At 74.3% G+C, this 18812-nt stretch carries 15 protein-coding genes; 4 read left to right on the forward strand and 11 right to left on the reverse strand.

Annotated elements, in window-relative coordinates:
* Nucleotides 1-3: 3 nt before the first annotated feature.
* Nucleotides 4-1926: a PKD domain-containing protein gene (locus C7Y72_RS17735; RefSeq protein WP_107570535.1), complete on the reverse strand. Its 1923-nt coding sequence runs from the start codon at nt 1924-1926 to the stop codon at nt 4-6.
* 117 nt (nt 1927-2043) lie between these two features.
* Nucleotides 2044-3768, reverse strand: a complete 1725-nt coding sequence (locus C7Y72_RS17740; RefSeq protein WP_107570536.1) for a glycerol-3-phosphate dehydrogenase/oxidase — start codon at nt 3766-3768, stop codon at nt 2044-2046.
* A 117-nt stretch (nt 3769-3885) separates the two neighbouring features.
* Between C7Y72_RS17740 and C7Y72_RS17745 the strand changes: the two genes are divergently transcribed.
* Both C7Y72_RS17745 and C7Y72_RS17750 read left to right on the forward strand, forming a co-directional pair.
* Entirely contained in the window at nt 3886-4737 is an 852-nt protein-coding gene (locus C7Y72_RS17745) for a hypothetical protein (RefSeq protein ID WP_107570537.1), read from the forward strand.
* 49 nt (nt 4738-4786) lie between these two features.
* Nucleotides 4787-4972 (forward strand): hypothetical protein, encoded by a 186-nt coding sequence (locus C7Y72_RS17750; protein WP_107570538.1) that lies wholly within the window; start codon nt 4787-4789, stop codon nt 4970-4972.
* On the opposite strand, the gene C7Y72_RS17755 is transcribed toward C7Y72_RS17750, so the two are convergent.
* Nucleotides 4969-6780, reverse strand: coding sequence for a hypothetical protein (locus C7Y72_RS17755; protein ID WP_107570539.1), 1812 nt, complete (start codon nt 6778-6780; stop codon nt 4969-4971). The two genes, C7Y72_RS17750 and C7Y72_RS17755, sit on opposite strands and share 4 nt — an antisense overlap.
* A gap of 65 nt (nt 6781-6845) precedes the next feature.
* On the opposite strand from C7Y72_RS17755, the gene C7Y72_RS17760 reads away from it, so the two are divergent.
* Nucleotides 6846-7922, forward strand: coding sequence for an SDR family oxidoreductase (locus C7Y72_RS17760; protein WP_107570540.1), 1077 nt, complete (start codon nt 6846-6848; stop codon nt 7920-7922).
* A 3-nt stretch (nt 7923-7925) separates the two neighbouring features.
* On the opposite strand, the gene C7Y72_RS17765 is transcribed toward C7Y72_RS17760, so the two are convergent.
* Nucleotides 7926-8522 carry a TetR/AcrR family transcriptional regulator gene (locus tag C7Y72_RS17765; protein WP_107570541.1) on the reverse strand — a complete coding sequence of 199 codons (597 nt, stop codon included), beginning with the start codon at nt 8520-8522 and terminating at the stop codon, nt 7926-7928.
* Between the two features lie 115 nt (nt 8523-8637).
* On the opposite strand from C7Y72_RS17765, the gene C7Y72_RS17770 reads away from it, so the two are divergent.
* Complete coding sequence (locus C7Y72_RS17770) at nt 8638-10098, forward strand: MFS transporter (RefSeq protein ID WP_107570542.1); 1461 nt, start codon at nt 8638-8640, stop codon at nt 10096-10098.
* A gap of 121 nt (nt 10099-10219) precedes the next feature.
* Here the strand turns inward: C7Y72_RS17770 and C7Y72_RS17775 are convergent, their stop codons facing one another.
* The 7 genes from C7Y72_RS17775 to C7Y72_RS17805 form a co-directional block, all read right to left on the reverse strand.
* Nucleotides 10220-10414 carry a hypothetical protein gene (locus C7Y72_RS17775; protein ID WP_107570543.1) on the reverse strand — a complete coding sequence of 65 codons (195 nt, stop codon included), beginning with the start codon at nt 10412-10414 and terminating at the stop codon, nt 10220-10222.
* 194 nt (nt 10415-10608) lie between these two features.
* Nucleotides 10609-12027, reverse strand: coding sequence for a Re/Si-specific NAD(P)(+) transhydrogenase subunit beta (gene pntB / locus C7Y72_RS17780; RefSeq protein WP_107570544.1), 1419 nt, complete (start codon nt 12025-12027; stop codon nt 10609-10611).
* 3 nt (nt 12028-12030) lie between these two features.
* The gene (locus C7Y72_RS17785; RefSeq protein WP_107570545.1) at nt 12031-13557 is read right to left on the reverse strand and encodes a Re/Si-specific NAD(P)(+) transhydrogenase subunit alpha; all 1527 of its coding nucleotides are present in this window, start codon (nt 13555-13557) and stop codon (nt 12031-12033) included.
* Nucleotides 13558-13680: 123 nt separating this feature from the next.
* On the reverse strand, nt 13681-15309 hold the full coding sequence (locus C7Y72_RS17790) for a prenyltransferase/squalene oxidase repeat-containing protein (RefSeq protein ID WP_107570546.1): 1629 nt from the start codon (nt 15307-15309) through the stop codon (nt 13681-13683).
* Nucleotides 15306-16961 (reverse strand): ABC transporter ATP-binding protein, encoded by a 1656-nt coding sequence (locus C7Y72_RS17795; protein WP_107570547.1) that lies wholly within the window; start codon nt 16959-16961, stop codon nt 15306-15308. Before C7Y72_RS17795 ends, C7Y72_RS17790 begins: the two co-directional genes overlap by 4 nt.
* Nucleotides 16958-17839, reverse strand: a complete 882-nt coding sequence (locus C7Y72_RS23465; protein WP_158276918.1) for an energy-coupling factor transporter transmembrane component T — start codon at nt 17837-17839, stop codon at nt 16958-16960. The genes C7Y72_RS17795 and C7Y72_RS23465 overlap by 4 nt, the downstream gene beginning before the upstream one ends.
* On the reverse strand, nt 17836-18807 hold the full coding sequence (locus C7Y72_RS17805) for a DUF4430 domain-containing protein (RefSeq protein ID WP_158276919.1): 972 nt from the start codon (nt 18805-18807) through the stop codon (nt 17836-17838). Before C7Y72_RS17805 ends, C7Y72_RS23465 begins: the two co-directional genes overlap by 4 nt.
* Nucleotides 18808-18812 lie beyond the last annotated feature (5 nt).

Below are 18812 nucleotides of genomic sequence, written 5' to 3' on the forward strand. Positions count from 1 at the left end.
GTCCTACCTGCCGGCCTTCTTGATCGTGATGCGGCGCGTGACGGCGACCGCGTTGCCGGCCTTGTCGGTGGCGCTCACGCGGACGGTGAAGGTGCCGCGGCGGAAGCGGTGCGCGACGGTGCCGCGGTTGCGGCCGCGCACCGTGACGGTCGGGGTGCGGTCGCCGAAGTCGATCCGCACGAACGAGAGGCCGGACGCCTTCGCCCCGGTCGACGACGCGTCCGACGCGGTGAAGGCGACCTTCACGAGCCGGTTGGCGCGGCGCGTCCCCGAGACGGTGAACCGGACCGTCGGCGACGTCGCGTCGACGCGGAGGTTCTTCAGCGGCGTGACGGTCTGCTGGCCGCGGCGGTCCTTGGCGATCACGCGGACCCGGTGCAGACCGTCGGTCAGCGGCGTCGCGGGCGTGAGCTTCGTGTCCTGGGTGGTGCCGACCGACACGCCGTCGACCTGCACCTCGTAGGTCGGCGGGCCCCACAGCTCGAACGAGGGCGACCAGCTGATCGTCGGCCGGGCGATCCCGCGGACCTTCGTCGTCGTGTAGACGCGGAAGGCGCCGGGCGCGCGGTCGAAGCTCGCGGACATCAGCTTGCGGTCGCCGCCGCTGCCCTGGACGAACACCGCGACGAGGTCGCCCGCCCGGTTGCTGGCCGCGTCGAAGCCGCCGTCCGGGTCGACCGGGCCGAGGTCGGGGTTGCTCAGGGGGACGACGGGCGCCGGGGCGGGCACGGTGCGCTTGGCCGGGTCGATGTCCCACGTGCGCACCCGCACCTGGGCGCCGACCGGGCTCCCCTCCAGCCAGGTGACGTAGCCGTCACCGGTCTCCGGGAACGCCGGGACGGGCAGCGGCGCGACGGCGTTGCCGCCGTCGAAGCGCACCGACGGGAAGATCTTGTCGTCGTGCACCGGCGTGCCGATCGCGCCGAACTGGGAGACGGTGCCGACGGTGATGATGCCCTCGCCACGGCCGTTCAGCTCGACCCGCGGCGTCCCGGCGGCCTCCCCGTTGCCGGTCGCCTGCCCGTCGACGACCGACGGCGCCTCGAAGGCCGAGCCGACGAGCCGCCGGGTGATCACGCGCGCGGTCGAGCCGAGGCCGTCGGCGAACGCCTGCCGGAAGGCGACCCACGCGAAGCTCGAGTCGTCCTCGATGTCCAGCTCGGGCGAGTCCGCGTCGCGCGCGGCGCGCCCGTCGAGCTCGGGCAGCGACAGGTCCTGCGGCGCGGCGGAGATCCGCTGGCCGAACACGCGGCGGCCGTAGACGTGGCTGCGCCCGTCGGTCCCCTGCTCGCCCCAGACGACCAGGCCGGTCCCGTCGGCGGAGATCGCGACCTTCGAGCGGCGCGGACCGTCACCCGCCTCGAGGCCCGGGACGATGTCGAGCGTGTCGGGCAGCACCGTGAACGCGGTCTGGTCGCGCTCCAGCCGCGCGACGCGCACGTCGCTCGGGGAGGCGCCCGGCGCGGTGAAGGAGAGGTAGGCGGCGCCGTTGATCGACATGTCGATCGCGGGGTTGGAGCCCGCGGACGCCACGAGCGTCGGGGCCGCGAAGCCCGGGGCGCCGGCGGGCCGCGAGACCGCGAACAGCGAGCCGCCGCTCACGAACGCCACTGCCACCCGGCCCCCGTCGGCGGCCGCGACGACCGGCTGGGAGCCCGCGGCGCCCAGGTCGCCGTCGACGCGCACCGGCGCGCTCCAGACCCCGCGCTCCAGCCGCGACACGAAGATGTGGTCGACGCCGCCGTCACGCTTGACGTACGCGAGCGCCCCGGTCCCGTCGCGGGCGACGTCGAGGTCGCCGAACCGGACGATGTCCCCGCTCGGGCCGTCGATCGGCTCGCCCGGGAAGAACCCGGCCTGGGCCGGCCCGGCCAGGGCGAGCGCGGCGGCGCCGGCCGCGATGAGCGTGGGGATGGTGCGTGACATGGACGTTCGTGACTCCGTTGCTGGTTCCGAGTGGGTGCGCGAACAGCCCGTACGCTGCCATGCGGGGCGGTCGCTCCGTGCCGGTTCCGAGGTTCCAACCGGCGAGTGGGCCAGGAGTTACGCCGCGGGTTCGGAGGATGTCGCGGCCTGCGCGACGATGCCCTCCGCGGCGGCCTCGGCCAGGAAGGTCGAGACCTCCTGCGCGACGCGCGCGTCGTCCCAGCCGAGCTCGGGCGCCATCGCCCGCGCGACGCGCTCGGCGGTGACGCCGTCGAGGGCCGCGACCTCGCGGGCGGCGGTCAGCCCCAGCCGGGTGCGGCGCAGCAGCACGTCGCCGACCGAGCGGGCCTGCTCGCGCCGCGCGGCGTGCACGACCTCGGCGAGGAGGTCGGCCGGGCCGCCCTCGACCACCGGCTGGGCGAGCTCGCCGCGCTCGGCGGCGATCCGCAGCACGTCGTGCGCGGCGTGACCGTAGCGGCCGGCCAGCTGCGCGTAGGCCTCGTCGGGGACGCCCTCGACCCGCGGCAGCTCGTCGGCCCCGACCGCGAACCCCAGCGGGATCTCGTGCGTGCGGCACGGCGCGTCGCGCGCGTCCCGCTCGACGAGCCGGTCGACGGCCATCTTCGCCATTCGCCGCCAGGTCGTGAGCTTGCCGCCGGTGATCGTGATCATGCCGCTGGAGGTCTCGTACAGCTCGGCCTTGCGGGAGATGTCGACCGACTTGCCCGGATCGCCGGTGGAGATGAGCGGCCGCACGCCGGCGAACGCGCCCGTGATGTCCTCCACGCCCAGCGAGGTCCCGAAGAAGCCGTTGGTGGCCTCCAGCAGGTAGTCGAGGTCCTCGGCGGCGGGCTGCACGTGGTCGAGCGCCCGCTCGCCCTCGGGGTCGAAGTCGTTGTCGGTCGTGCCGATCAGCGTGCTGCCCAGCCACGGCAGCGCGAAGATCGTGCGGCCGCCGCCCGCCGGGACGATCGCGCCGCTGACCAGCGGCACGTCCTTGGCGCTGAGCGTGATGTGCGTGCCGCGGGACGGCCGGATGCGCGGCACCTCGGCCTCGTCGTGCAGCTCGTCGGGACGCAGCCGGTCGGCCCACACCCCGGTCGCGTTGACGACGTTCGCCGCGCGCAGCGGGAACGTGTCGCCCGTGGCCACGTCGCGGACGTGGACCCCGGCGGTGCGGCCGCCCTCGTCGAGCAGCTCGGTGACCTCCAGGCCGTTGCAGCACACCGCGCCGAACCGCTCCGCCTCGGCCAGCACGGTCATCACGAGCCGGCTGTCGTCGGTCTGGCAGTCGTAGAAGAGGTAGCCGGAGGTCGGCTCGCGGTCGGCGAGGGCGGGCAGCCGCTCGACGACCTCCTCGCCGCTGATGACGCGGTGGCGGTCCGGCGCCCAGTCGGCGAGGCCGTCCCCGTCGACGTCCTCGGCCACGTCGCCGCGGCGGCCCTTGCGACGCAGCCGCACCTTGTCGAGCGACATCACGTCGTAGAGGTTCAGCCCCGCGCCGACCTTCATGTCCAGGCGCTCGTCGTTGAACGCGGCGACCACGAGCGGCAGCGGCTTCACGAGGTGCGGCGCGAGCCGGACCATGATCTGCCGCTCCAGCAGCGCCTCGCGGACGAGGCCGAGGTCGAAGTTCTGGAGGTAGCGCAGGCCGCCGTGGACGAGCTTGGAGCTACGGCTCGAGGTGCCGGAGGCGAAGTCCGCGCGCTCCACGAGCGCGACGCTGTAGCCGCGGGTCGCGGCGTCGAGCGCGACCCCCGCGCCGGTGATGCCTCCGCCGACCACGACGACGTCGTAGGAGTCGGCCGCCAGGGCGGCGAGGGCGGTCTCGCGGGCGATCACCCCTCGGAGTCTACGAATCGCGATGACGGGCTACAGGTTCGCCGGGGTGCTGCCGATAGGCGCCGTAGGAGCCCAGGGGAGGCTCCCGATCCACGTGAACCCAGGGGACCACTTGCCATGACGGCCCGCACCGCCCGCACCATCGCCCTCGCGGCACTCGCCTCCACCGCCGTCGCGGCGCCGGTCGCGAGCGCCGCAGCCGCCGAGCCGCAGGAGCGCGCCCTCGGCGTGCCGGTCGCCGACGTCGGCAAGATCGTCGCGCAGCTCGGCAGCACGATCGGCGGCATCGTCGGCGGCACGATCCCCGGGGTCGGGGCGATCATCACCGAGACAACGAACTCCGTCGGCGGGCTGATCAGCGGCACGACGCTCGCGGTGAGCGAGTCGGTGGACGCCACCATCGGCCAGGTCCTCAACGACAGCGGCCTGGGCGGCATCATCGGCCCGGACACGCCGGGCGGCGGCGCCAAGGGCGGCCTGCTCCCGACCGACGCCCTGAACAACCTGCTCAAGACGCTCGGCATCCCGACGGTCGCCGGGACCGGCGCCGGCCAGGCGGTCGCCCCCGACGGCACGGTCGTCGCCGACGCGCAGGCGCCCACGGCGCGCTTCACGGTGCTGTCGAAGCTCCGGGACGTGCAGAAGGACGGGAAGCTGCGCCTGCAGGTCACGACCGACGAGCCCGGCGTCGTCGCCTTCAGCAGCACGCTGCGCCCCGGCGTCGCCCGCGCGGCCGCCGCCCGCAGCGGGACCCGCGCCGTCGCGCACTCGCGGCGGGTCATCCACATCCCCACCGTGACGCTCGGCTTCCGCCAGGCGGGCACCCTCAAGGTGACCGTGCAGCTCGCCAAGACGGCGCAGCGCACGCTCGGCAACGCCAAGGACGCGCGGATCTCCGTCGGGATCGTCGCGGCCGACAGCGCCCGCAACCAGGTGTCCGGGCGCGTCAAGCAGACCGTCGGGCGCTAGACGCCGCCCGGCGCGACTGCACGGGCCGTGTCCCGGGAATCCCCCGGGCATGGCACCTCGTGGACGAACGGACGAGCAGCGCCGACAGGCGAAGGCGGCGGCGATCGGCGGTCTCGCCGGCGTCCTCCTCATCGGCGTCGTGATCGTCCTGGTCGGCTACCCGCTCGGGCTGATCCCGCTCGCCGGGTCGCTCGTGATCCTCGGCATGGTCTACCGCGGCACGTTCGACCGCTAGCCCGTGGCGCCCTCGCGGCCGCCCGGACGCCGCCAGACCTCCCAGAACGGCCCGTCCCAGACGCGCGTGTAGCCGGCCGGCATCTGGCCGGGGGCGCCGACGCGGCGCACGAGCAGCGCGTAGACCGCGAGGTCGGCGGCGGCGACGCGGTCGACCGGGACCTCGGTGTAGTCCGGGGCCAGCGAGCCGTCGACGAGCCGCACGAAGCGGTCGCGGCGCTCGGAGGCGCCCTCCACGTCCATGTCCCGCAGGAAGTGGCGGGTCGCGTAGACCTGGTGGCCGAGGAACAGCGTCGGTCCCTGCCCGTCGAAGCGCTCGCCGATGTCGCGCAGCGCGGTCAGCTCGTCGCGCGGGACGCCCGGGGTGCTGCGGGCGACCGCCGTCGTCGACACGGCCACGGCGACCGCGAGCAGGACCGCGGCCGCGGCGGCGGACCGCCGGCCCCGGTCCACCGTCTCGTGCGCGACGAGCGCCAAGGCGCAGCCGAGGACGAACGGCGACGTGATCGCCAGCGACTTCGCGTCGATCCACGGGGAGCCGAGCGCGACGATCCCGACCGTGCCCGGCACGACGATCGCCAGCAGGACCGCCGGCGCGTACGCCCGGCGACGGACGCCGACGACCGCGGCCGCCAGGGCGAGCGCGACGACGCCGAGCGCCAGCAGCGTCACGAGCGTCTCGGCGCTGGAGGCGGTGCGGAAGTCCTCCTGCGGCCACAGGCCGGCGCCCTGCAGCAGGTTCAGCGGGGCGAGCAGGCGTCCGAGACCCTCCGCCTCGGTGATCGCGTTGGCGCCGAACGTCGTCGGGCTCGTCTTCACCAGCAGGTCGGCCATCGACAGCGCCGGGAGCGCGGCGAGCACCCCGACCGGGAGCAGCCAGAGCGCCGAGCGGCGCAGCACGCCCCGCTGCGCGACCACGAGCCAGCCGACGAACGCCAGCAGCACCGCGGGCAGGACCCACGGTCCCGCACTGACCCCGAGCGTGCCCGTGAGGCCGCCGACGACGAGCACGACCGCGAGAAGGGTCCGCTCCCCGCCGAGGCGCCAGGAGCGCGCGACCAGCGGCGCGAGGGTCGCGAGCAGCGCGGCGGCGGCCAGCTCCTTGACCCCACCCCACTGCGCGTAGCCGTACAGCAGCGACGCCTGCGCGGCCCCGAAGCCGACGAGCGCGGCGGCCACGCGGGAGGCGACGAGCGTGCGCGCCACCGCGTAGAGGGAGCACGACACGACGACCGCGTACATGCCGATCGTCGGCTGGTAGGCGTTGGCGACGTCCTGGCCGGAGAGCCGCGCACCGACCCCGACCGGCAGCAGCGAGCCGACCGGGTACCCCTGCGCGAGGTAGTCCTGCAGGACGCGGGTGTACGTCCCGGGCGGCAGGCCGGTGACCGCTCGGCCCTGCTCGATCACGCGGTCGGTCAGGCCCAGCCAGGTGGCGGAGTCGTCCAGGCGCCCGTAGCCCGCGATGACCGCCCCGTCGAGGAGCGTCGGCAGCGCCTGCACGACCAGCACGCCCGCCGCCGCGAGCAGCGGCGCGGCCCAGAGCCGCAGGTCCGCGCGCGCGAGGCGCTCGCGCCCGAGCACGAGACCCAGGACGGCGCCGGCCGCGGCGAGCGGTGCGACCAGCGGCCCCGCGCCGTCGCGCAGCACGACGAGCCCCGTGGCGCAGATCATCGCCGCCAGGCCGACGCCGGGCAGCAGCGCGGCGGGCAGCTCGCGGCCGGTCAGGCGGTCCACCAGCAGTCCCCAGCCGACGGTCACGACCGTCAGGACGAGCGGGACGAGCAGCCAGCCTCCGGCGGCGGTCACGGGCGGGTCGGGTCGGGCACGGGCGACCAGCGTAGTGGTCCTACAGCGGTGTACATTCCCGCGCCATGGCTCGCACGGTCCTCTTCACCGGGTTCCCCGGGTTCATCGGCGCCCGGCTCATCGGGCGCGTGCTGCAGGACGACCCGGACGCGACCGTCGTGGCGCTCGTCGAGCCGCGGATGGTCGGCCGCGCGCGCGAGCTCGGCGCCGAGCACGGGCCGCGCCTGGAGATCGAGCCCGGCGACATCACCCGGCCCCGGCTGGGCCTGGAGCCCGACCGCTACGCGCAGCTCGCCGGCCGCGTCACGAGCGTCGCGCACCTCGCGGCGATCTACGACCTGGCGGTGCCGCTCGAGCTCGCCGAGGCCGTGAACGTCACCGGCACCCAGAACATCCTCGACTTCTGCCGCGCGTGCCCGAACCTCGAGCGCCACGACTACGTGTCCACCGCGTACGTCGCGGGGCTGCGCTCCGGCGTCGTGCGTGAGGACGAGCTGGCGGCCGGCCAGGCGTTCAAGAACCACTACGAGTCGACGAAGTTCGCGGCGGAGGTGCTCGTCCGCGCGTCGATGGACGACATCCCGACGACGATCTACCGGCCCGCGATCGTGGTCGGCGACTCGCGCACCGGCGAGACGCAGAAGTTCGACGGTCCCTACTACGTGCTGCGGTACATCTCGCTGAACGCGGGCCGGCCGCTGCCGATGCTCCAGACCGGCAGCACCGCGTCCTCGTTCAACGTCGTCCCCGTCGACTTCGTCGTCGAGGCGATGGCCGCGGGCATCCGCGACCCGCGCATGACCGGGGAGACGCTGCACCTCGTCGATCCCGAGCCCGTGACCGCGGCCGAGCTCGTCGAGCTGCTGACGCGGACCTACAGCGGCCGCTCCCCGTCGCTGCGGCTGCCCCAGGGGCTCGTGGAGTTCACGCTGCGCCGTCCGCCGCTGCGGCGCTTCCTCGCCGCCGACACGCCGGTCGAGTCGATCGCGTACCTCAACCACCCGGTGACGTTCGCGACGACGCGCACCACGCCGCTGCTCGCCGAGCACGGGCTGCGCTGCCCGCGCTTCACCGAGTACGTCGGGGCGATGGTCCGGTTCTTCCAGGACCACGAGACCGACCCGGCCTACGTGGCCCACTGAGCGTCAGCCGGGGAGCGAGATCCCGGCGATCACGATCTCCAGCAGCCGCCGCCAGTCGTGGCGCTCGCCGCCGGGCCCGGACGCCATCAGCATCGCGCTGCCCAGGGAGCACATGACCACCGGCATGTCGGTGACCGAGAAGTCGGGGTGCAGCCGCCCTTCCGCCTGCGCTCGCTCGATCAGCGCGCCGCCGATCCGCTGGAGCCGCAGCTGGGCGTCGAGGGCGTGCGCGAACGCCTCCTCGGAGCTCTCCCACATCATCCGCTGCTGGGCGACGTCGCTGGCCATGTGCTCGGCGCTCTCGCGGACGAACGCCTCGAAGTTGTCGTAGGCGGAGCCGGGCAGCTCGTTGTAGTGCGTGGCGCGCTCCACGAGCCGCTCGAACTTCAGCCGCACGAGCTCCCCGACCAGCGCGTCCTTGGTGGGGAAGTTCCGGTAGACGGTGCCGACGCCGCAGCCGGCGCGGCGGGCGACCTCGTCGATCTGCGCGAGTCCGCCGTACTCGGAGAACACCTCGCGGGCCGCGGCGATGATCCGCTCGCGGTTGCGCCGCGCGTCGGCGCGCAGCGGGCGGTCGTCCGTGGCCTGCGGGGTCGCCATCCCTCGACGGTAGCACGCCCCCTTGACAACCGGAACTGCTGTTCCGTATCGTCCCGCGCCGCACAACCGGAACCACGATTCCTCTTTCCCCTCTCCCCCCTCCCTCCCCTTCTCCATGACCGACACCACCGCCCCGGACCGCACGAAGTGGCTGGCCCTCGCCCTCCTGGCGATGGCCCAGTTCGTCGTCGTGCTCGACGCCTCGATCGTCAACGTCGCCCTGCCCACGATCGGCGAGAAGCTCGACTTCACGCGCGAGAACCTCACGTGGGTCGTCAACTCCTACACGCTCGTCTTCGGCGGCTTCCTGCTGCTCGGCGGGCGCCTCGCCGACCTGCTCGGCCCGCGCCGCATGTTCCTCGGCGGCATGGTCGTCTTCGGGCTCGCGTCGCTCGCCGGTGGCTTTGCCCAGAACGAGGCGCAGCTGATCATCGCGCGCGTCGTGCAGGGCCTCGGCGCCGCGATCATCTCCCCCGCCGCCCTGTCGATCGTCACCCGCACCTTCGCCGAGGGCAAGGAGCGCAACACCGCCCTGGGCGTGTGGGGCGCGGTCGCCGGCTCCGGCGGCGCGGCCGGCGTGCTGCTGGGTGGCGTGCTGACCGAGTTCCTCTCCTGGCGCTGGGTGCTGTTCGTGAACGTGCCGATCGCCGTCGCCGTCGTGCTCGCCACCCCGCGGCTGCTGCAGGAGTTCACGGGCCGCCGCGACCAGGCGTTCGACTTCGCCGGGGCGGTCACCGTCACCGGCGGCCTCGCGCTGCTCGTCTATGCGCTCGTCGACGCCGAGAGCGCGGGATGGGGCTCCACGCAGACGCTGGTCCTGATCCCCGCGGCGCTGGCGATCCTGGCGGCGTTCGTGGTCATCGAGACCCGCCAGAGCTCGCCGCTCGTGCCGTTCTCGATCTTCCGGCTGAAGACGCTGCGCGGCGCGAACATCGTCGGCCTGCTCGTCGGGATGGGCCTGTTCTCGATGTTCTACTTCATCACCGTCTACATGCAGTTCGTGCTCGGCAAGGACGCGCTGGCGACCGGCCTCGCCTACCTGCCACTCGCGTTGACGATCATCTTCGCCGCCGGTGCCGCGTCGCAGCTGGTCACGCGCATCGGGTTCAAGAACACGCTGATGATCGGCCTGCTGCTCGTCGGTGCGGGGCTGTTCTGGTTCTCGCGCGTGTCCGCGGACGGCTCCTACGCGGCCGACGTGCTCGTGCCGTCGATCATCGCGGGCGCCGGCCTGGGGTTCTCGTTCGTCCCCGTGACGATCGCCGCGGTCACCGGCACCAAGCCGCAGGAGGCGGGCCTCGCCTCCGGCCTCATCAACACCTCCCAGCAGATCGGCGGGGCGCTCGGTCTCGCGATCCTCTCGACGATCGCGACCGCCTCGACCAACGACGCGGCCGGACCGGCCGGGCAGGTCACGCCGCTGGCCCTGACCGAGGGCTACCGCGACGCGTTCCTGGTCGGCTCGATCTTCGCGCTCGTGGCGGTCGTGCTGTGCCTGACGATCATCAGCAGCCGGGACTCGCGCGAGCAGGCCGAGGCCGCCCGCCGCGGCGAGGCCGCGCCGGTCGCGGTCTGAGCCCGGCCGGACCGCAGCTCGCGGCACCCGCGAGCTGGCGTCCGCCGTCCTCGCCCGCCGCCCGATGGCGGACCCCAGCTCGCGGCACCCGCGAGGTGGGGTCCGGCGGGCGGCGCCGCCGTCAGCGCACGTGCTGCACGCGCTGCGAGGGGGTGCGCAGCAGGACCCGCACGTCGCCCTCGCGGTGGAACGGGTAGCGGTACTTCTTCGCCATCCGGTCGCCGTGCTCGAACGCGCCCTCGGTCGCCTCAGAGGCGACCTCGCCGCTGATCGACACGTACTCGTAGGGGTTCTCGCGGTCGCCGTCGACGTCCAACCACGTCGGAACGGTCAGGATGCTGCCGTCCTCGAGCGTCGGCCGCCGGACGGCTGACCTGAGCTCGCGGGGCCCGCGAGCTGCGGTCCGGCGGGCACGGGTGCGGGAACGACCGAGGGGGCGATGCGACCGGTCCCCGCGCACGGCGGGGTCGATCGCATCACCCCCTCGGGTGACGCAGGGCGACGGTGGCGCTACATCGCGCGGAGGATGTCCTCCACGCGGTCCTTCGCGTCGCCGAACAGCATCGCGGTGTTCTCCTTGAAGAACAGCGGGTTCTGCACACCCGCATAGCCCGAGGCCATGGAGCGCTTGAACACGATGACGTTCTCGGCCTCCCAGACGTTGAGGACCGGCATGCCCGCGATCGGGCTCGACGGATCGTCGTTGGCCGCGGGGTTGACGGTGTCGTTGGCGCCGATGACGAGGACGACCGACGTCTCCGGGAAGTCGTCGTTGATCTCGTCCATCTCGAGGACGACGTCGTACGGCACCTTCGCCTCCGCGAGGAGGACGTTCATGTGCCCGGGCAGGCGGCCGGCGACCGGGTGGATGCCGAACCGCACCTCGACGCCCTGGTCGCGCAGCTTGCGCGTCAGGTCGGCGACGCCGTACTGCGCCTGGGCGACCGCCATGCCGTAGCCGGGCGTGATGATCACGCTCTTGGCGCTCGTCAGCAGGTCGGCCGCGCCCTGCGCGTCGATCTCGCGGTGCTCGCCGTAGTCCTTGGCCTCCCCGGACGGCGCCTCGATGCCGAAGCCGCCGGCGATGACGGAGATGAACGAGCGGTTCATCGCCTTGCACATGATGTAGCTCAGGTACGCACCCGAGGACCCCACCAGCGCGCCGGTGATGATCAGCAGGTTGTTCGAGAGCAGGAAGCCGGACGCCGCGGCGGCCCAGCCGGAGTACGAGTTGAGCATCGACACGACGACCGGCATGTCGCCGCCGCCGATCGAGGCCACGAGGTGCAGGCCGAGCGCGAGCGCCAGCACCGTGATGAGGATCAGGGCGACCAGCGTCGGGTCGGCCGTGAACCACACGGTCAGGACGCCGAACAGGCCGAGCGCCCCGAGGTTCAGGTAGTTCTTGCCCGGCAGGACCAGCGGGTCGGACTTCATCTTCGCCGACAGCTTCAGGTAGGCGATGATCGAGCCCGTGAAGGTCACGGCACCGATGAAGATGCCGATCGCGACCTCCGCGTGGTGGATGCCGAGGAGGTCGAGCGCCTCCAGGCGCAGCGCCTCCTCCCCGTCGAGGTGGTTCTCGACGTGCAGGTACCCGTTCCAGCCGACGAGCACGGCGGCCATGCCGACGAACGAGTGCAGGAGCGCGATGAGCTCCGGCATCCCGGTCATCTCCACGACGCGGGCGCGCTGCAGGCCGATGGCCGCACCGATCACGGTCGCGGCGAACAGCAGGACGAGCCCACCGGTCTGGATGTCCTCGTCGATCGCCAGCACGATCGTGGCGATCAGGGCGGTCGCCATGCCGGCGATGCCGTAGGTGTTGCCCAGCTTGGCCGTCTCGTGACGGGACAGGCCGGCCAGGGCGAGGATGAAGAGCAGGGCCGCGACGATGTACGCGGCCTGTGCGGCGATGTCGGCGCTCATGGTCTAGCTCCTGGTGAACATGGCGAGCATGCGCCGCGTGACCGCGAAGCCGCCGAAGATGTTGATGGACGCCAGCAGGATGGCCAGCGCGGAGACGATCGTGATCGCGTCGTCGCCCTGCCCGATCTGGAGCAGGCCGCCGACGACGATGATCCCGGAGATCGCGTTGGTCACCGACATGAGCGGCGTGTGCAGCGCGTGGTGCACGTGCCCGATCACGTAGTAGCCGACGACGATCGCCAGCGAGAACACGAACAGCTGGTTGATCAGCGCGTTCGGGGCCTGCGAGACGATCAGGAAGAACACGAGCGCGGCCACGCCGACGATCGTCAGGCGCTTCTCGTCGGTCATCGGCGCGGGCGGCTCCGCCGCGGGCGCCGGGGCGGCCGCGGGAGCGGCGGCCGGGGCCGCGGAGACCTCGACCTTCGGCGGCGGCCAGGTCAGCTCGCCCTGGCGGACGACCGTCATGGCGCGCTGCACGACGTCCTCGAAGTCGAGCACGAGCTGCCCGTCCTTCTCCGGCGTCATCAGCTTCATGAGGTTCACCAGGTTGGTGCCGTAGAGCTGCGACGCCTGGGCGGGCAGGCGGCCCGCGAGGTCGGTGTAGCCGATGATCGTCACGCCGTTGTCGGTGACGACCGCCTCGCCGGCGACCGATCCCTCGACGTTGCCGCCGTTGATCGCGGCCATGTCGACGATGACGCTGCCCGGCTTCATGCTCGCCACCATCTCGGCGGTGATCAGGCGCGGCGCGGGCCGGCCCGGGATCAGCGCGGTGGTGATGAGGATGTCGACGTCCGGGACCTTCTCGGCGTAGAGCGCCGCGGCCCGCGTGTTGTAGTCGTCGGACATCTCCTTGGCGTAGCCGGTGGCGCTGACCTCGACCTCGTCGGACTCGACGCTGAGGTACTCGCCGCCGAGCGACGCGACCTGGTCGGCGACCTCGGGCCGCGGGTCGGTCGCGTAGACGATGGCGCCGAGGCTGCCCGCCGCGCCGATCGCGGCGAGGCCGGCGACGCCGACGCCCGCGACGAGCACGGTGGCGGGCGGGACCTTGCCCGCCGCGGTCACCTGGCCGGTGAAGAAGCGCCCGAAGACGTGGGCGGCCTCGACGACGGCGCGGTAGCCCGCGATGTTCGCCATCGACGACAGCACGTCGAGGGACTGGGCGCGCGAGATCCGCGGCACCGCGTCCATCGAGAGCGCCGTGATCGGCCGCTTCGCGAGGTCCTCGACGATCTCCGGCTTCAGCATGGGCGACAGCAGGCTGATCAGCGTGGCGCCCTCCTTCAGGCCGTCGAGCTGCGCCGCCGTCGGCGTGTTCACGCCGAAGACGATGTCCGCGGCCAGCGGGTCGCCGACGGTCGCGCCGGCCTCCGCGTACGCCTCGTCGGAGAAGCTCGCGGCTGCTCCGGCTCCCGGTTCGACGACGACCTCGTAGCCCAGCTTCAAGAGCTGCGCGACGGTCGCCGGAGTGGCGGCCACGCGGGTCTCGCCCGCCTGCGCCTCCTTCAGAACCCCGATATTCACGTCCTCATCACGTCGGCGAGGGTAACGAAACCGGGGCGTCGACGCCCCTCAGCGGGACACGCACCGTGACCGGTCAGAGCGTCCGAGCAGGGCGGCCCTGACAGGGCGCGTCGGGACGCCCTGTCAGCGGATGGGGAGCGGACGGCGCGCGAGTGCCGCGACGGCCTGCGCGGTCACCCACACCGGGGTCTGCGCGCGCGTGCGCGAGTACCTGACGCTCCCGTCCCCCGCCTGCAGCGAGCGCAGGTAGGCCAGCGGCGAGCGGGACCCCCGGCGGGTCACGCGGTCGGGGTTCACCCCCGCGGCGAGGAGCGCCTGGACGGCGAACGCGGTGGACTGCGCGTTGGACGCACTGCCCGGGGACAGCGGGAATCCCCCGTCGGCGTTCTGGCGGCGGCGCAGGAACGTGACGGCCTTGCTGATCGCCCCGCCGCGCCCGCGGCCGCGGCGCGCCGCGACGAGGCCCTGGACCGCGGCGGCGGTGTCGTCGATCCCGCTGGAGGCGCCCTTGCGGGCGAACGAGAAGCCGCCGTCGCGGTTCTGCTGGCGCAGGACGAAGCGGGCGGCCCCGACGACCGCGCCGTCCCCGGCGCTGCGGCCGCCGGCGCGCAGGGCGAGGATGCCGAACGCCGAGAGGTTCGTGAGACCGTCGAAGGAGCCGTCGCGGTCGCGGCGGCCGACGAGGACCGCGATGAGATTGCGGCCGCCGACCCGGCGCGGGTCGAGGCCGGCCGCGCGCGCGGCGAGGATCGTGCGCTCGAGGTCACCGGTGGCGGAGACGCGCCGGGCGACCGCGGTCACGTAGTCGCGGGCGGTCCGCCCTCCCCCGGTGCGGACCGCGCTCGCGCGCACGCCCGCGGCGCGCAGGCCGAGCACGACCCAGCCGGAGTACAGGGGGCTCGACGCCTGCCCGCGGGCCCCGCCGAAGCCGCCGTCGCGGTTCTGCGCACGGCGCAGGAACGTGGCGCCGCGGCGCGCCGCGCTGCTCGCGGCCGCCTCGGCGGTCGGCGTCGCGGCGCGGGGCTGCGCCGACGCGACCCCGCCGCTCCCGGTCACGGGCCCGGCGGCGAGCAGCAGGCCGCCGGCGAGCACGAGCGCGACGAGCGCCGCGGGCACGACCGGTGCGGCGCTCGCGGGGACCGCCGGGCGCCAGGTGATCTCGAAGCGCGAGCGGTAGCGCATCAGCGCGCGGACGAACACGGGTCCGAACGCCAGGCAGAACACGAGGTTGCCGATCGCGTGCGCGAGGTTGAAGGTCAGCGACGTGCCGCTGATCGCCAGGTACTGGTCGAGGGTGTGCGTGCCGCTGTAGGACACCCAGGCGCTGAAGTCGAGGATCGCCCCGTAGATCAGGCCGGCGCCCAGGCACGCCAGGGCCAGCGGCCAACGGCCCAGCCGACGGCCGCTGAGCGCTCCGAGGCCCGCGCCGATCAGGCCGCACAGGCCCCATGCGCCCATCTGCCACGGCGTCCACGGGCCCTGCCCGAAGACGATGTTCGACGCCAGCGCTCCGACCGCGCCGACCGCGAAGCCGGGAGCGCCACCGAGGACGTAGCCGGCGAGCAGCACGATGTCGGTCGTCGGCTTGACGTTCGGCAGCGGCGCGAACGCGATCCGGCCGAGCGCGGCGAGCGCGGCGAGCGTCGCGACGAGCGCGAGCACCTTCGAGGTCGGGTGGGAGCGCTCGTACCACCAGAACCCCGCGAACAGCGCGAGGCCGAGGATCGTGAACGCGGCGAGCGGCCAGGTCATGGTCGGACCTCCAGGGTCTGCAGTCGGCGCCGCAGCAGCTCGGCGCCCTCCTCGGGCAGCAGCGCGCCGCCCTCCCCGCCCAGGATCCGGGCGGTCTCGGTGGCGAAGTACCAGCCGCCGGCGAGCACGTCGCGCGGGGCGCCGTCGGCGATCGGCCGACCGTCGGCGAGCAGCACGACGCGGGTCGCGAAGGCGGCGGCGAACTCGGTGTCGTGCGTGGCGACGATCACGGCGGCGCCGTCGCGCGCGGCCGCCCGCAGGCGCTCGGCGAGGTCGCCCTTGTCGACCCGGTCCATGCCGCGCGTCGGCTCGTCGAGCGCGAGCACCGCCGGGGCGGGCCCGTCGCCGACGACGATCGCGAGCGCGAGCCGCTGGCGCTGGCCGCCGGAGAGGTCGCGCGGGTGGCGGTCCTCGAGGCCGTCGAGGCCGACCGCGTGGAGCGCCGCGGCGGGCGCCTCGTCACCGACGCGCTCGTGCAGCACGTAGTCGCCCGGATGCTGGAGCAGCAGCGCGACGCGACCTGCGGCGCTGACGGTGCCGCGGGTGGCGTCCTGCAGGCCCGCGAGGTGGCGCAGCAGCGTGGACTTGCCGGCGCCGTTGCGGCCCATGAGCGCGACGCACTCGCCGGGCTCGACGCGCAGGTCGACGGCGCGGAGGATCGTGCGGCCGCCGGGCAGCTCGTGCCAGAGGTCGCGGGCGGCGACCGCGGCGCCGTCGTCGGACGGGCGGCGCAGCAGGCGGCCGACGGCGGCGAGCGGTCCGCCCGCGTCGACGGTCGCGCGTTCGGCGTCGGGGAGCGGCGCGGGACCGACCGCCTCCTCGTCGGCGAGCAGGCCGTGGCCGCGCAGGGTGCCGCGCGCGTCCTTGACCCCGGCGGGCGGGGGGCGCAGCCCGGCGCGCTGGAACAGCCGCGCCCCGGGGGTCAGGAGCGCCGGGTGGTGCTCGGCCGCCCAGTGCAGGAACGCGCGCGGCGCGGCGTCGCAGGCGATCCGCCCGTCCTGCATGACGACGACCCGGTCGGCGTGCCCGAGGCAGCGCTCGAGTCGGTGCTCGGAGAGGACGACCGCGGTCCCCCACTCCTCGTTGAGGCGGCGCAGCAGCCAGACGAGCTCGTCGCCGGCGACCGGGTCGAGCTGGGAGGTGGGCTCGTCCAGGAGCACGATCCGCGGGCGGCCGGCGAGCGCGGCGCCGAGCGCGACGCGCTGCAGCTCCCCGCCGGAGAGCTCGTGGGTGGCGCGGTCGAGCAGGCCCTCGATGCCGAGCGCGAGCGCCGCCTCCTCCACCCCGCGCGCGACGGCGGCGGGGCCGTGCCCGCGGTTCTCCAGCGGGAACGCGAGCTCCGCCCGGACGGTGCCCATGACGGTCTGCGACTCGGGGTCCTGGAAGAGGCTGCCGACGACCCCGGCGAGGTCGGCGGGTCCGTGCTCGCGGGTGTCGAGGCCGCCGACGAGCACGCGTCCGGCGAGCGTGCCGCCGTGGAAGTGCGGGACGAGGCCGTTGGCGGCGCGCAGCAGCGTCGACTTGCCGGAGGCGGAGTCGCCGGCGAGCACGACGAACTCGCCGGGCTCGATCGTCAGCGACACGTCCTGCAGCGCGGGCAGCGTCGCGTCCGCGTACGTGTAGGTGAGTGCGTCGACGCGCAGGACGCTCACGGCTCGATCCCCCGGCGGTCGAGGAACGGCAGGACGCTGACGAGCACGATCGCGCTGGCGACGGCGAGCTCGCCGGGCCCGACGGGCGCCTGCAGCAGCGGGTAGGCCTCGAAGCGCCCGATCCCGGCGACCGCGGAGCCCGCGAAGAGGAGCACGAGGACGAGCGCGGCGGCGAGGAACGCGAGGTCGTGCCGCGACCAGGGACGGTGGGCGGGCCGGGCGCGGTGCGTGGCGCCGTAGCCGCGGACCTCGAGCGTCGCCGCGACGTCGACGGCCCGGTCCAGCGCCCCGGACGCGACCGCCCGGAGGATCACCACGCGGTCGGCGCGGCTGGGTCCGGCACCGTCCGGGGCGACCGCGCGCGAGCGGCGCGCGAGCTCGAGGCGGCGGCCGTCGCGGGCGAGCACGGGCACGAGCCGGGTCGCGAGCGTCGCGGTGAGGGCCGAGCGGAACGACACGCGGCGGAAGAGCTTCAGCAGCTCGTCCGGGTCGACGCAGGCGGTGAAGAGCGCGAAGGCGAGCGCGACGACGACGATCCGCGCCCCGAGGATCACGCCGTAGAGGAGCGCCTCGACGGTGAGGTCGACCTGGCCGAACGGCGGGATCTCCCCGAGCCGCGCGAACACGGTGAGTCCCTCGCGCACGACCAGCGGGTTGATGAGCCCGAAGACGATCGCGAGCGGGACGACGTACTTCGCGGTCCGGCCGAGGTCGGCGAGCACGCCGGCGCCGGCGGCGCTGACGAGGACGGCGGTGGCGACGGCGCCGAGCAGGAGCGGGTGCTCCAGCAGGGCGCCGGCCGCGAGCACGAGGCAGAAGAGGGCCCCGGCGGACGCGCGGGTCGCGTGCAGCGGGCTCGCGAGCCGCCGGTAGGTCACGGCGTGGCGGGCGCGGCGGTCGTCGGGACCTCGGGCAGCCCCAGACCGCCGTCGGGGGCGCCGCCGCCGCTGGCGTAGGCGAACTTCCGGGCGAGCGTCGCCGGGTCCAGGGCGCTGGTCGCGGCGCGCAGGCCGGTGTCGTCGGTGCCGGTGAGCACCCAGACGGGCGGGGCGTCGTCGACGCGCACGGCGGCGACGAGACCGGCACCGGGGCCGAGCGTCCGCGTCGTCCGGCCGCGCGGGTCGAGCACCGCGATCGACCTGCCGTCGGCGGCGGGTCGCGCGTAGACGCCGCTGACCTTCGGGCCCTGCTCGAGCTGGCGGACGGTCTTGTCGGCCCGGATCTGCTCGTAGCGGCCGACGATCACGCGGATCGTCTCGGCGGCGAGCGAGCGCTGCAGGCCGCCCTTGCCGACGACGATGCCGAGGCTGACGAGCCGGTCGCGGACGGCGTCGCAGGTCGTGCTCTCGAGCTCGACGCACTCGACGCGGACGGGCAGGCGCTTGCCCTCGACCCCGTGCACGAACGGCTCCGGGTAGGTGCCGACGACGGCGGGCACGTCGTTGGTGAGGCCCCAGTCGTGGTGGTCCCACCAGACGTGGTCGCCCTCCTTGACCTCGTAGGAGGTCGCGCCCTCCTGCGAGAGGACGCCGTTGACGTAGAAGAACCAGTCGACCGGCCGGCCGTCGCGGGTGCCGCCGGCGACGCCGTCGATCGACTGCACGAAGCCGCCGCCGTAGCGGGTCTGCACCTTCGCGTTGCGCTGCAGGAGCCGCATGACGGTGTCGGCGCCCCGGGACTGCGGGTCGTCGCGCTCGTCGAGGACCTTCGTGCCGAAGTCCTGGGTGATCGTCAGGCGGGTGTCGGTCGGGGTGGCTCCCGCGCCCAGCCCGCAGGCGGCGAGCGTCGTGCTCGCCCCGGCGAGGGCGAGCAGCGCGGCGAGGCGGCGGACGGGACGCGGGCGCACGGTCA

The sequence above is a fragment of the Paraconexibacter algicola genome (genome assembly GCF_003044185.1).
Taxonomy (GTDB): Bacteria; Actinomycetota; Thermoleophilia; order Solirubrobacterales; family Solirubrobacteraceae; genus Paraconexibacter; species Paraconexibacter algicola.